Below are 13,548 nucleotides of genomic sequence, written 5' to 3' on the forward strand. Positions count from 1 at the left end.
GCCCCTCGGCGGCCAGCGCGGCGGCCCGCGCCCGCCCCAGCGCCGCCGCTGCGCGCGCTGTGGCCGCGCGCAGCGGATCCGGCGCCGCGGCGCGCTCAACCGCGCCGAGCACGGTGCCGAAATCGCCGCCGAAAAAGGTCAGCGGCGCGCCCTGCGCCTCGGCGCAGCGGGACACCCGGCCAATGAACAATTCGTGATCCCCCGCCGGGTAGACCGCCTCATGGCTGCATTCGAACACCGCGATGACCCCGTCGAGCACCGGCGCCCCGAGCCGCCCGCGCCGCCAGGCCACGCCGTCGAACCGGGTCTCGACCGGCCCGGCGAATCGCCGCGCCAGCGCCGCCTGCCCGGCGCCCAGAACGTTGACCGCATAGGCGTCGGCGGCGCGATAGGCGCCCAGCCGTTCAGAGCGGCGCGACAGGCTCCACAGGATCAGCGCCGGATCCAGCGACACGGAATTGAACGAACTGGCGGTGAAGCCGATGGGCGCCCCCTCCGGCGCCAGCGCGGTGATCACCGTGACGCCGGTCGCGAACCGCCCGAGCGCCCCGCGCAGCCGCGCTGTGTCGCTGGGGTCGAAACCGGTCGGGTCCAGGCCCGTTTGCGCCGCCATGCCGGTAATTCCGCCCCCGTCCCGCGTCAGTGCCAGAGCGCCCGGAATACAGGCTCCGCGCCCCGGCGTCGAGGGCGGCGCGCGGCGCCCGGCCGGGGCGCGTTTCGCCGGCGCATGAACGGCGCGGTTGATGCGCGCATCCAAACCGGTCAGGATCGCAACAAACGCACCCTGCTGCCGCCTCGCGGGGAATAATTGTGCTTGACGTGCGGAAACGTTACAAGCTTTAAGTGCTTTCGTGAATATCGGTAACAGAATGCGCCAGGGAGGACATCAATGCGCTTTCTCGGAACAATCGCGGCGACTGCGGTCGCGGCCGTGATCTCGACCGCCGCCATGGCGGCTGAATACACGCTGACGATTTCCAGCTGGACGCCGCCGACCCACGGCATCAACGCCAAGATGTGGCCGGGCCTCATCAAGATGATGGAGGACGCCACCGGCGGCCGGGTCACCGGCAAGGTCAAGCTCGGCCTCGCGCCGCCGCCGGCGCAGATGGATCTGGTGCTCGACGGCGCCGCGGACATGACCATCATATTCCACGGCTACCAGTCCGGGCGCTTCGTCACCACCAAGCTGATCGAGCTGCCCGGCTATTCCGGGTCGGCGGAGGCCGCCTCGGTGGCCTATTGGCGCGCCTTCGACAAGTATCTGTCCAAGGCCAACGAGCATCGCGGCGTGAAGGTGGTGGCGCTGACCACCCACGGCCCGGCGCAGCTGCAATCCACCGCCAAGGTCACCAGGCTTGACCAGATCAAGGGCATGAAGCTGCGCGTCCCCGGCGGCGTCGGCGGCGACATCGGCGCGGCGCTGGGCGCCACCGGCATCAAGGTGCCGGCGCCCAAGGTCTACGAAACCCTCGCCTCCAAGGCCGCCGACGGCGTGGTCATGCCCATGGAGGGGCGCAAGGGCTTCAAGCTGACCGAGGTCGCCAAGAACGTCTACGTGATGCCCGGCGGCCTGTATCGCGGGTCCTTCGCCATCCTGATGAACGAGGACGTGTTCAACGACCTGCCCGCCGACATCCGCAAGGCGCTGGAGGAGAAGGTGTTCGGCGAACCGGCGAGCCGCATGCTCGGCGCGGTCTGGGACGAGATCGACGAGATCGGCCTCGCCGCCACCAAGGCCGCGCCCGACAACTCCATCAACGAGGCGACCGCCGCGGATGTGGAGAAGTTCAAGGCCATCGCCACCAAGGAGATCATCGACGTGATCGCCGAGGTCAAGGCGCGCGGCGTCGACGCCGAGGGCGCCTACGCCCAGATCAAGGCGGACATGGCCGCCTACTGACGCAGGGCGCATCGCGCTGCAGGGACGGCGGGCCACCGCCGTCCCTTTGTCATCGCCCCGGCCACCATGGCCCCCCGTCCATGGTCCCCCGTCCATGGTCCCCGTCCATGGTCCCCGTCGCCGCCTCGGTCCATTGTCCGGGGCGATCGGATCAGCCGCCGACGGACATGGGCGCCGGCGGTCTGGCGCGGCGGTCCCGTCGGCGGCGGCCGACCCGGCCAGGGCGCCCGGTGACGCCCCGGTCACGGCTTCATTGCGCGCCGGCCCGCATGCCGTCCGCACCGCTTTTCGTTTCGCCCCGGTTCTCCCGCGGGTCTCCCGCATGCCAGAACGAGCAAAAACCCGATGACGCGACTTGTCTCCATAGCCCGCGCGCTGGCGTTCGCGCCGACGCTGCTCGCCACGCTCGCGCTGTTCGCGATGATGGCGATGACCTTCGCCGACGTGCTGCTGCGCAGCGTGTTCAACAGCCCTATCGAGGCGGCGACCGAACTCACCCGCATCTTCATGGCGATCACCGTGTTTTCGGTGCTGCCTGTGATATCGGGGCGCGGCGACCATATCGCGGTCGACCTGCTGGACCCGTGGTTCGTGGGCGCCGCGAAGCGCCTGCGCGACGCCGCCGTCGCCATCCTTTCCGGCGCCATGCTGTTCTGGCCCGCCGTCAAGATCGTGGCGCTGGCCGAACGGGCGCGCGACTACGGCGATCTCACCGAATACCTGTCGATCCCGCAATTCTACCCCGCGTGGTTCATCGCCGTCTCGGTCTACGTCACCGCTTTCGTGCTGATCGGGCGCGGGCTGCTGGTGCTGTTCGCCCCCAAATCCCTGCTTGAGAGGATCGGCGCATGATCGAAGCTCTGATCGGTTTCGCCGCCGTCCTCGTCCTGGTGCTGCTGCGCATGCCCATCGCGTTCGCCATGGGGCTGGTGGGGATGCTGGGCTACGCCTGGGAAACCAGCTTTCGCGGCGCGATCTCCATGACCTCGCGGCTGATGATCGACACCGCGCAGGATTACGGGCTGTCGGTGGTGCCGCTGTTCATCCTCATGGGGCTGTTCGTCAACAAGGGCGGGCTCAGCCGCGAGCTTTACGCGGTGTCCTACGCGTTTCTCGGGCAGTTTCGCGGCGGGCTGGCCATGGCCACCATCGTCGCCTGCGGCGGGTTCTCGGCGATCTGCGGCAGTTCGCTGGCCACGGCGGCGACCATGTCCAAGGTGGCGATGCCGCAGATGCGCCGCTTCGGCTACGCCGACAGCCTGTCCACGGCGTCGATCGCGGCGGGGGGCACGCTGGGGATCCTGATCCCGCCCTCGGTGATCCTGGTGATCTACGGGTTGCTGACCGAGACCTCCATCGGCAAGCTGTTCATCGCCGGCATCCTGCCCGGCCTGCTGGGCATCCTGTTCTATCTCGGCGCCGTGGCCTGGACGGTGGCGCGCGACCCGGCGGCGGGCCCGGCGGGGGATCGCGTGGACTGGCCCGGCCGCCTGGTGGCGCTGAGAGGCGTCTGGGCGGTGCTGCTGCTGTTCTTCCTGGTGATCGGCGGGCTTTACGGCGCGCTGAATTTCTGGCCGCTGAACCTGGCGTTCTCGCCCACCGAGGCGGCGGGAATGGGCGCGGCGGGCGCCTTCCTGATCGCGCTCAGCCGCGGCGGGCTGACCCTGCGCACCACCTTCGAGACCCTGCGCGAGACCGCCTACACCACCGGCGCGCTGTTCTCGGTGCTGATCGGCGCCTGGGTGTTTTCCAATTTCGTCAACCTCGCGGGCATGCCCGAGGCGCTGCGCCAACTGGTCACCGCCTATTCGGTGGCGCCCTGGATGGTGATCGGCATGATCATCGCGGTGTATCTCGTGCTGGGCTGCGTGTTCGAATCGCTGTCCATGCTGCTGCTCACCGTGCCGATCTTCTTCCCGCTGGTGGTGGGGCTCGGCTATGATCCGGTGTGGTTCGGCATCATCGTCGTGGTGGTGGTGGAGATCAGCCTGATCACCCCGCCGGTGGGGCTGAACGTGTTCATCCTCAAGGGCGTGGTGCGCGACGTGTCCACCGCGACGATCTTTCGGGGCGTGACCCCGTTCTGGATCGCCGACCTGTTCCGGCTGGCGCTGCTGGTGCTGCTGCCGGGCTTCGTTCTGTTTCTGCCGGAGAGCATGGGACCATGACCGGGACGTCGGATCGAGACCTGGCCGAGAGCTTCGACCTCGCGGATCTGCCCGCGGGCTTCGCCGACGACCCCTATCCGGTCTATCGCGCATTGCTGGAGCACGCGCCGCTGAAGCGCTTTCCCGACGGCACGGTGATGGTGTCGCGCTACGCGGATCTGGACCGGATCTATCGCGACGCGCGGCGGTTCTCGTCGGACAAGAAGCAGGAATTCCGCCCCAAATTCGGCGAGTCGCCGCTCTACGACCATCACACCTCCAGCCTGGTGTTTTCCGACCCGCCGCTGCACACCCGCGTGCGCCGGATCATGGTCGGCGCCCTGACGCCCCGCGCCATCGCCGCCATGGAACCCGGGCTGGTGCGGGTGGTGGACGACCTGCTCGACAACATGGCCGCGGCGGGGGCGCGCGCCGATCTGATCGAGGATTTCGCCTCGCTGATCCCCATCGAGGTGATCGGCAACCTGTTCGACGTGCCCCATGACGAACGCGCGCCCCTGCGCGACTGGTCGCTGGCCATCCTCGGCGCGCTGGAACCGGTGCTGAGCGACGCGCAACGGGCCCGGGGCAACGCCGCCGTCACCGACTTCTGCGCCTATCTGCGCGATCTGGTTGCGCGGCGGCGCGCGGCGCCGGGCGACCCGGGCGCCGACGTGCTCACAAGGCTGATCCAGTCGGTGGAGCCGCTCAGCGAGATGGAGCTTCTGCAGAACTGCATCTTCATCCTCAACGCCGGGCACGAGACCACCACCAACCTGATCGGCAACGCCCTGCACGAACTGACCCTCTGGCCCCGGGAACGCGCCCGCCTGACCGCCGATCCCTCGCTGGCCGACACCGCGGTGGACGAAGTCCTGCGCTTCCAGAGCCCCAACCAGCTCGGCAATCGCGCAACCACCGAAGACCTGGAGATCCAGGGCCAGACCCTGCCCGCCGGGACCGGGGTGCATCTGTGCATCGGCGCCGCCAATCGCGACCCGCGCCGGTTTCCCGACCCCGACCGGCTGGACCTGTCGCGCAGACCAAACAAGCACCTGGCCTTCGCCGGCGGCCCGCATACCTGCCTCGGCTTCACGCTGGCGCGCATGGAGGGGCGGGTGGCGCTGAACCGGTTTCTGGCGCGATTCCCGGACTACCGCATCGACGGCGCGCCCGCGCGCACCGGCCGGGTGCGGTTTCGCGGGTTCTCGCGCCTGCCTGCGCGTCTCGTCTGATTGGGAGTCTGATTGGAACCGCCGCCAATGGCGGATCGGGATCCGCCCTACTTGACCTGACGGGCCGGCCCCGAAACGTCAGACGCCGACGCCGTCGCCCTGGCGCGCCCGCTCCTTGCGGATCTGGTCATAGGCGTGATTGACCGCCGCCAGCCGCGCGGTGGCGAGCTGGATCGCCTCCTCGGGCAGGCCGCGCGCCACCATCCGGTCCGGATGGCTTTCGCGCACCAGCTGTCGCCAATGCAGCGTGACCTCGCGATCCGGGGCTCCGGGATCGACGCCGAGCACCGCATAGGGGTCCGGCGTCGCGTCGGGCGCATAACGGGACCGCAGCGCGCGGAACACCCGTTCGGGCAGTTCGAAAATCTCCCACACCCGGCGCAGGAACGCCTCCTCGCCCGGGTGATAGACCCCGTCGGCGGCGGCGATGTGAAACAGGCCCTCGAGCAGATCCTCCAGCGGCGCCTTGCGCGCGCCGAACATGCGGGCGACGCGGGTCGCGTAGCCCTCGAACCCGGCGACGTCGGTGCGCGCGAGGTTGAACACCTTGGCGGCGTTGCGCTCGGCCTCGGGCGGAATGAAGAACACCTGCCGGAAGGCGGCCACCTCGTCGCGGGTCACGTGACCGTCGGCCTTGGCCATCTTGGCGCCCAGCGCGATCACCGCGATGGTGAAGCCCACGGTATGCTCGGGCGGCGTGCGCAGCCGTTCGAACACCTCGGAGAGGGGTTCGCCCTGACGCAAGGCGGCCAGCGCCTCGCCGATGCGGGACCAGATCGACATGCCCCCAGCATAGACGATCCGGCGCGCCAAGCGAAAGCCCTCGCGCCGCCCCCGTCCCGCAAGGGGCGCAACGCCGCGCCGCAGGCTCGGCGAAGCCGGTCCCCCGTCGACCGCCCCGCAGGGGGCGGGCGGCGGGGGACATCCCGCGGCCTGGGGACCGGCGCGCCCCATCGGGCATTGAGGCCCGCGCCCCCCGCCGCTATGGAGGACGCGCCGCACAACCGGAGAGCCGCCATGCCCGTCCGCCTCAACGCCGCCGCGCCCGATTTCGACGCCCGCTTCGCCGACCTGCTGGACATGAAACGCGAATCAAGCGCCGATGTGGATGACGCCGCCGCCGCCATCATCGCCGACGTGCGCGCGCGCGGCGACGCGGCGGTGATCGAACTGACCGCGAAATACGACCGACTGACGCTGACGCCCGATTCGCTGGCCTTCTCCAAGGCCGAGATCGACGCCGCCATCGCCACGGTTCCCGCCGCCGAGCGCGCGGCGCTGGACCTCGCCGCCGCGCGCATCGAAGCCTATCACCGCCGCCAGCTGCCCGAAGATGCGCGCTGGACCGACGAGACCGGCGCCATGCTCGGCTGGCGCTGGGGACCGGTGGATTCGGCGGGGCTGTATGTGCCCGGCGGGCTCGCCTCCTATCCGTCCTCGGTGTTGATGAACGCCATCCCGGCGCGGGTGGCCGGGGTCGGGCGGCTGGCGATCTGCGCGCCGACCCCCGACGGCGACTGCAACCCGCTGGTGCTGCTGGCCGCCAGGCTGGCCGGGGTCGATGAAATCTACCGCATCGGCGGCGCGCAGGCGATCGCCGCCATGGCCTACGGCACCGCCGCCGTCGCCCGCGTGGACAAGATCACCGGCCCCGGCAACGCCTGGGTCGCCGCCGCCAAGCGTCGGGTGTTCGGGACCGTGGGCATCGACATGATCGCCGGGCCGTCGGAAATCCTGGTGATCGCCGATCGCCACCAGAATCCCGACTGGATCGCCATGGACCTGATGAGCCAGGCCGAACACGACGCCAGCGCCCAGGCGATCCTCATCACCGACGACGCGGATTTCGCCGCCAGGGTGGGCGACGCGGTCGATCAATTGCTGCAAACGCTGGAGCGCGCCGGGATCGCCGCGCGAAGCTGGCGGGATTTCGGCGCGCTGGTGGTGGCGCGCGACCTCGACCACGCCGCGGACCTGTCCAACCGCGTCGCCCCCGAGCATCTGGAGATCTGCACCGCCGATCCCGAGTCGCTGTCGCGGGGAATCCGCCACGCCGGCGCGATTTTCCTGGGCGCCTTCACCCCCGAGGCCATCGGCGATTACGCGGGCGGGCCGAACCATGTGCTGCCCACGGCGCGCTCGGCGCGGTTTTCGTCGGGGCTGTCGGTGCTGGATTTCATGAAGCGCACCACCATCGCGCGCATGACCCCCGGGTCGCTGCGCGCCATCGGCCCCGCCGCCGAAACCCTGGCCATGTCCGAGGGGCTGGAGGCGCATGGCCTGTCCGTGCGCCGCCGGCTCGACGCCATCAACGAGGCGCTGTGATGTCAGGCCCGCCCGACGCCCCCGACGCCCCCGGCGCAGCCGCAAACGACGCCCCGTCGCCAGACCGGCTGATCGCCGTCGATCTCGACGAGACCGGGCTCGCCCCGCCAACGCCCGAGATCGAGCAGGAACGCCGCGTGGCGATCTTCGATCTGCTGGAAAGCAACCTGTTCGCCCTGCCGCGCGCCGACGCGCCCGCCGGCCCCTACAAGCTGGATCTGGCGATCCGCGAGCGGCGGCTGGTGTTCGCCGTCAATGCCGAAAACGGCGCCCGCGCCGCCGAATTTCACCTGTCGCTGTCGCCGTTCCGTCAGGTGATCAAGGACTACTTCCAGATCTGCGAAAGCTATTTCGACGCGGTGAAGCGCCTGCCGCCGAGCCAGATCGAGGCCATCGACATGGGCCGGCGCGGCATCCATGACGAGGGGTCGCGCATCCTGCTCGAACGGCTGAGCGGCAAGGTCGAGACCGACATGGGCACCGCGCGCCGCCTGTTCACCCTGATCTGCGTCCTGCATTTCAAGGGCTGAGGCGTGGCCGACACCTCGCCCCCCATTCCCCCGGCGCCGCAAACGCCGCGGTTCAGGCCGTCCTCGGTGCTGTTTTGCTGCGATCACAACGCGGTGCGCTCGCCCATGGCCGAGGGGGTGATGAAAAAGCGCCACGGCGCCCGCATCTTCGTGCAATCCGCCGGGGTGCGCCACGACATCGAGATGGACGGCTTCGCCATCGCCGTCTGCGCCGAGATCGGCGTGGCGCTGGACCGTCACCGCGCCCGCAGCTTCGTGGAGATGGAGGCGCTGGGCGACCGGATCAGCGAATTCGACCTGATCGTCGCCCTGTCCCCGGCGGCGCAGCGCGCGGCGCTGGAATACACCCGCTGGCACGCGATCGAGGTCGAGTACTGGCCGGTGCTCGACCCCACCGGCATCGGCCGCAGCCGGGACGAGAAGCTCGCCGCCTATCGCCAGACCCGCGACCAGATCATCGCCCAGGTGGATCGGCGGTTTCCCGCGTTCTGAGCCCCGGCGCGGTCGGCGCGATCGACCGGCGCAACGGCGGCTTGCGGGGCGCCCCGCTCCACTTGTATCCTGCCTGCATCGGTCGTATGGAGCGCCACTCTCCGAAAGGAGCGCCGAAAGGAGTCCGGGGCATGATCTCCATCAACAACGACGCGGCGGGCCGCGACGCGGACAGCGCGACGCCAGACCCCGGGCTGACGCCCAGCCGCAAGGACATGGTGCAGGCCTGGGCGGTGCACGCCTTCACCGCCTCGGGGGTGGTGCTGGGATTTCTGGCGCTGCTGGCGATCATCGACGGCGACAAGATCGCGGTGTTCATATGGCTGGGGCTGGCGCTGTTCGTGGACGGCATCGACGGCACGCTGGCGCGGCGCGCGCGCGTGCGCGAGGTGACGCCGCAATTCGACGGCGCGACCCTCGACAACATCATCGACTATTTCACCTATGTGGCGGTGCCGGCGATGATGGTCTACTGGTTCGGGCTGGTGCCCGAGGGCTGGGAGACCGCGACCGCGGCGGCGATCATGCTGGTGTCCTGCTACACCTTCGCCAATGCCGGGGTGAAAACCTCGGACTACTATTTCAGCGGCTTCCCGGCGATCTGGAACGTGGTCGTGCTGGGCTTTCACATCCTGCAGACCGGACCCTGGACCAACCTGGCGGTGATCGGGCTGTTTCTCGTGCTGACCTTCGTGCCGCTGAAATACGTGCATCCCTTCCGGGTCAAGACCATGAAGGCGGTGACGATTCCGGTGACGGTGATGTGGGCGGCGACGACGCTGCGGCTGGTGCTGGTGGACCCGCAGGCTGAAGGCGCGCGCGCCGCGCATCCGATGGTCTTCGTGCTCTGGGTCGCCGCGTCGCTGTATTTCATCGGCATTTCCGTCTGGCGCTCGCTGCGCCCCGATCCGGATGACACCTAGCAGCGCCCCGATCCGGATGACCCCTGGAAGCGCCCCGATCCGGATGACACCTGGAAGCGCCCCGATCCGGGCGACACCTGGAAGCGCCCCGATCCGGGCGACACCTGGAAGCGCCCGGTCCGGGCGACACCTGGAAGCGCCCCGATCCGGATGACCCCTGGAAGCGCCCGACCGCCGGTCCCGCGCGGCGGCGGCCTTGTCGTCGCGGGGCTCATCCTCCATGGGCTGCGGCGATCGGCGGCGCGCCTCCACTTGCATTTCCCGGTCAACCGGGTCATATCCCATCCCGTTGATCCCGGCGGCGCTTTCGCGCCGCCGACGCGGCGTTGAGAACAACGCCAAACCATCGGAGCAGGCATGGCCAAGGAAGAGACTCTCGAGTTCCCCGGCGTCGTTGTCGAGCTGCTGCCCAACGCGACTTTCCGGGTGAAGCTTGAGAACGGCCATGAGATCATCGCGCACACCGCGGGCAAGATGCGCCGCAACCGCATCCGCGTGCTCGCGGGCGACAAGATCACGGTGGAGATGACCCCCTACGATCTGACCAAGGGCCGCATCACCTATCGCTTCAAGTAGCGCCTTGCCCGCCCTGCCCCGCCCGATGCGCGCCGCCCGGTGCGGCGCGGCCCTTGGCCTGCGCCCCGGGCCCCGCTCCGCCCGGCGCGCGCCCCCGAAGGCGCCATGCGCCTGATCCTCGGCTCCGCCTCGCCGCGCCGACGCGAATTGCTGGCCCGCGTCGGCGTCGCGCCCGACGCGATCCTGCCCGCCGACATCGACGAAACCCCGCTGAAATCCGAACGCCCGCGCGCCTATGCGCTGCGCCTCGCGCTGGCCAAGGGCGCGGCGATCGCGGCGCGTGACGACGCGGGCGACGAGGATCTGATCCTCACCGCCGACACCGTGGTGTCGGTCGGGCGGCGGATCCTCGGCAAGCCCGCCGACGCGGGCGAGGCGGCGGGGTTCCTGCATCTGCTGTCCGGGCGGCGTCACCGGGTGACCACCGCGGTGGGTCTGCGCCGGGGGGCGCGGGTCTGGTCGCGGCTGGTGGAGACCGGCGTCAAGGTCAAACGCCTGTCCGACGCCGAGGTCTCGGCCTATCTTCGCTCCGGCGAATGGCGCGGCAAGGCGGGCGGCTATGCGATCCAGGGGATCGCGGCGGCCTTCGTGCCCGCCATCAACGGCTCCTACGCCAATGTGGTGGGGCTGCCGCTGGCCGAGACCGTCAACCTGCTGACCGGCGCCGGATACCCGGTCGGGTTCGACGGCGCGCCCGCCGCCTAGATCCGCCGACCGGCTTTTCCGCCCGGCCACGCCACTGCAAGACAACCGCCGCGGGCCGGCCGCTTCGCCCGCGCCCAGACCCGTGAACAGACCCGCGCACCAATACGACTGCAATGAAGGATTCCGCAATGAAAGGCCGCGCGATACTGATCCTGGAGGATCAAGACCTGCCCGCCATGGTCGCCTGCATCGATGACGGGCGCCTCACCGACCTGCTGGTGGACGCGCCTGACAGCGACCCGACGCCGCGCCCGGGCGCGATCCACATGGGCAAGGTGATCCGCATGGCGCCGGGGCTGGGGGCGGCGTTTCTCGACATCGGCGACGGGCGCGAAGGGTTCCTGAAGGGCGTGCGCGGGCTGACCCCGGGCGACGCGTTCCCGGTGCAGGTCTCGCGCTACGCCGAACCGGGCAAGGCCGCGCCGGTGAATTCCGAACCGCTCTACAAGGGGCGCTACGCGATCCTCACCCCGCACGCCCCGGGCCTGAACGTGGCGCGCAAGATCCGCGACGCCGACGAACGCGCCCGCCTCGCCGCCATCGCCGACAACGCGCTGGCCGAGGCGAAGGTCGTCACCGGAGTGATCATCCGCTCCGGCGCCGACGGGGTGGAACCCATGGCGATCATCGACGACATCCTGCAACTGGCCGGCATCATGCGCGAGGCCGAGGCCGCGGACGGCCCCCCCGGCGTGGTGGCGGCGGCGCCGTCGGCCGAGGTGGTCGCCTGGCGCGACTGGGTGGATCCCGAGCCCGGCGAGGTGCTGCGCGGCGACGCGCATCTGTTCGATGATTTCGGCGTCTGGGATGAAATCGACGCCCTGTCCGGCCCGCGCGCCGCCCTGCCCGGCGGCGGCTGGATGAGCGTCGAGGCGACCACCGCGCTGGTGGCGGTGGACATCAACACCGGCGCGGATTTTTCGCCCGCGGCGGCGCTGCGCACCAACCTCGCGGCGGTTGACGAATTGTCGCGCCAATTGCGCCTGCGCGGGCTTGGCGGGCAGGTGGTGCTGGACCTCGCCCCGGCGGCCAAGCGCGATCGGCCCAAGATCGAGGCGGCGCTGAAACGGGTGTTCCGCCGCGACCCGGTGGACACCTCGGTGGCCGGCTGGACCCCGCTCGGCCATGTGGAGCTGCTGCGCAAGCGCGAACGCCGCCCGCTGTCCGAACTGATCGCCGGCCCGGTGGCGTTGAAACCCAGGCGCGCCGCCCGCGCCTAGGCGGGAATGCAGCGCAACGGCAGGCGTTTGCCCCCGATCAGGCGCCCGCCCGAGCATGGACAACGACGCCGGAACCACCCCGCGCAGAGGGCGGATTCAACCCCCAACTTCCTTCTGGACACGCGCCGCGCCATGGCCTAAACCCTCTCCACCGCAGCGCCGAGGCGCTCGGCGCCCGGGTAGCTCAGGGGTAGAGCAGCGGACTGAAAATCCGCGTGTCGGTGGTTCAAATCCGCCCCCGGGCACCACGGCCCCTCCCCCGCCCCCTGCCTTGATGCGTCATCCATGGATCCGCCTTCAGGCGATCGCTGCGCCGGATTTGCGCGCAAGTTCGCCCGTCACCCAGGCCATGATCGAGCGATAGACGATGTAGAGGATCAGCGGCGTGCCGATCGCCAGCCCGGCATAGACCCCGAACGCCGCCCAGAGGCCATGCCCCCTCGCCACCGCCATCACCTGCACGTTGACGAAGGCGGCGGTGGGAAAGGTGAAGCTGGCCCAGACCGGCGTGTAGCCGCCCTTCATCATCCACGGCGCCAGCAGCAGCAGCGCCAGCGCGATGGCCCCGCCCATCCGATAGAACAGCGTGAAGGCCCAGTCGTATCCCAGCCCGCCGTAGCTGAGCGCGAACAGGCAGACCGGGGCCAGGAAGATGGTCATCGACGGGCGCAGCGGCCCGGCCACGGCGCGGCGGCTGAAGGTCAGCAGGATGCCGCCGGTGACGATCACGTAGGCGACCAGCGCCGCCATGGTCAGCCAGTAGCTTTCCCGGACATGGCCCAGCGGGATGCCCGCGATGGGGCCGACCACCGGGCCCACGAAGGTCAGATACTGGAAGGTGGTGAAATGGCGCGCCGCGGGCGGGTCCTTCCATATCGCGTGCAGGACGATGGCGCTGGCCGAGATCTGCATGATCACGCCGGTCCACCAGACCTGCGGCGCCGACAGGTCCAGCGGCAGCAGCGCCGCCGCCAGGATCATCATCGACATGGCCATGGCGGCGATCCCGGCGCGGGCGGGGGCGGTGCGCATGTCCTCGAACAGCACCATGGGCCGGGCCGCCAGCTTGCGCAGGTAGAACATCAGGAACCAGATGAAAAACCCGGTCGACAGCCCCAGCAGCAGGTTGCCGATATCCTGCGGGATCCCCGGCAGCAGGTCGGCGGCATTGCGCCAGCCCAGCGCCAGCGACATGAACCCGAGGCAGACCGGAAAGATGGCGGGGGGCGTCTGTCGCCAGAGCGGGGTCTCGTTCAGCAAGTCCTGATCCTTTCGCCGGTCCCGCGCCCTGGCGCGCCTCCCGGCGATCCTATGGGATCGGCTCCAGCGATTGGAAGCCGCGGTTTTCGCCTCCCCCCCCCCGTGATCGCCTCCGCGCGCCCCCCCCCGACCCGCGGCGCCGCGTGCCGGCGCGGCGGCGCGCCGGGTAGCAGCGGGGGCCATGCGCATCCGACCCGCCCCCGCCGGCGGGGGCCCGTCACGGGCGGCCGAC

The 13,548-nt window shown here is 70.2% G+C and carries 14 protein-coding genes and 1 tRNA gene; 12 read left to right on the top strand and 3 right to left on the bottom strand.

What is annotated here, in order from left to right; translation table 11 throughout:
• The coding region (locus tag AC1HC7_RS06745; protein ID WP_479498826.1) for a flavin reductase family protein at window positions 1-613 on the bottom strand (613 nt) is incomplete at its 3' end.
• 276 nt (window positions 614-889) lie between these two features.
• On the opposite strand from AC1HC7_RS06745, the gene AC1HC7_RS06750 reads away from it, so the two are divergent.
• From AC1HC7_RS06750 to AC1HC7_RS06765, 4 genes are all read left to right on the top strand, one after another.
• Window positions 890-1,903 (top strand): TRAP transporter substrate-binding protein, encoded by a 1,014-nt coding sequence (locus tag AC1HC7_RS06750; protein ID WP_479498827.1) that lies wholly within the window; start codon window positions 890-892, stop codon window positions 1,901-1,903.
• 345 nt (window positions 1,904-2,248) lie between these two features.
• A complete protein-coding gene (locus AC1HC7_RS06755; protein WP_479498828.1) occupies window positions 2,249-2,755 on the top strand; it encodes a TRAP transporter small permease in 507 nt (168 codons plus the stop codon).
• On the top strand, window positions 2,752-4,071 hold the full coding sequence (locus AC1HC7_RS06760; RefSeq protein ID WP_479498829.1) for a TRAP transporter large permease: 1,320 nt from the start codon (window positions 2,752-2,754) through the stop codon (window positions 4,069-4,071). Before AC1HC7_RS06755 ends, AC1HC7_RS06760 begins: the two co-directional genes overlap by 4 nt.
• Complete coding sequence (locus AC1HC7_RS06765) at window positions 4,068-5,285, top strand: cytochrome P450 (protein WP_479498830.1); 1,218 nt, start codon at window positions 4,068-4,070, stop codon at window positions 5,283-5,285. Before AC1HC7_RS06760 ends, AC1HC7_RS06765 begins: the two co-directional genes overlap by 4 nt.
• 78 nt (window positions 5,286-5,363) lie before the next feature.
• Here AC1HC7_RS06765 and AC1HC7_RS06770 read toward each other — a convergent pair whose 3' ends face one another.
• The gene (locus AC1HC7_RS06770; RefSeq protein WP_479498831.1) at window positions 5,364-6,068 is read right to left on the bottom strand and encodes a TerB family tellurite resistance protein; all 705 of its coding nucleotides are present in this window, start codon (window positions 6,066-6,068) and stop codon (window positions 5,364-5,366) included.
• Between the two features lie 234 nt (window positions 6,069-6,302).
• Here AC1HC7_RS06770 and hisD point away from each other — a divergent pair, with 234 nt between their 5' ends.
• From hisD to AC1HC7_RS06810, 8 genes are all read left to right on the top strand, one after another.
• On the top strand, window positions 6,303-7,610 hold the full coding sequence (hisD, locus tag AC1HC7_RS06775) for a histidinol dehydrogenase (RefSeq protein ID WP_479498832.1): 1,308 nt from the start codon (window positions 6,303-6,305) through the stop codon (window positions 7,608-7,610).
• Entirely contained in the window at window positions 7,610-8,140 is a 531-nt protein-coding gene (locus tag AC1HC7_RS06780) for a UPF0262 family protein (protein ID WP_479498833.1), read from the top strand. Before hisD ends, AC1HC7_RS06780 begins: the two co-directional genes overlap by 1 nt.
• A 3-nt stretch (window positions 8,141-8,143) precedes the next feature.
• Complete coding sequence (locus tag AC1HC7_RS06785; RefSeq protein WP_479498834.1) at window positions 8,144-8,632, top strand: arsenate-mycothiol transferase ArsC; 489 nt, start codon at window positions 8,144-8,146, stop codon at window positions 8,630-8,632.
• A 131-nt stretch (window positions 8,633-8,763) separates the two neighbouring features.
• Window positions 8,764-9,555 carry a CDP-alcohol phosphatidyltransferase family protein gene (locus tag AC1HC7_RS06790; RefSeq protein ID WP_479498835.1) on the top strand — a complete coding sequence of 264 codons (792 nt, stop codon included), beginning with the start codon at window positions 8,764-8,766 and terminating at the stop codon, window positions 9,553-9,555.
• A gap of 357 nt (window positions 9,556-9,912) precedes the next feature.
• Window positions 9,913-10,131 carry a translation initiation factor IF-1 gene (gene infA, locus AC1HC7_RS06795; RefSeq protein WP_479498836.1) on the top strand — a complete coding sequence of 73 codons (219 nt, stop codon included), beginning with the start codon at window positions 9,913-9,915 and terminating at the stop codon, window positions 10,129-10,131.
• A 105-nt stretch (window positions 10,132-10,236) separates the two neighbouring features.
• Window positions 10,237-10,836, top strand: coding sequence for a Maf family protein (locus tag AC1HC7_RS06800; protein ID WP_479498837.1), 600 nt, complete (start codon window positions 10,237-10,239; stop codon window positions 10,834-10,836).
• A gap of 128 nt (window positions 10,837-10,964) precedes the next feature.
• A complete protein-coding gene (locus AC1HC7_RS06805) occupies window positions 10,965-12,056 on the top strand; it encodes a ribonuclease E/G (protein ID WP_479498838.1) in 1,092 nt (363 codons plus the stop codon).
• Between the two features lie 173 nt (window positions 12,057-12,229).
• Window positions 12,230-12,304, top strand: a tRNA-Phe gene (locus AC1HC7_RS06810).
• Window positions 12,305-12,353: 49 nt separating this feature from the next.
• Here AC1HC7_RS06810 and AC1HC7_RS06815 read toward each other — a convergent pair.
• Window positions 12,354-13,316 (bottom strand): SLAC1 family transporter, encoded by a 963-nt coding sequence (locus tag AC1HC7_RS06815; RefSeq protein ID WP_479497285.1) that lies wholly within the window; start codon window positions 13,314-13,316, stop codon window positions 12,354-12,356.
• Window positions 13,317-13,548: the final 232 nt, after the last annotated feature.

It is taken from the genome of Oceanicella sp. (genome assembly GCF_056449545.1).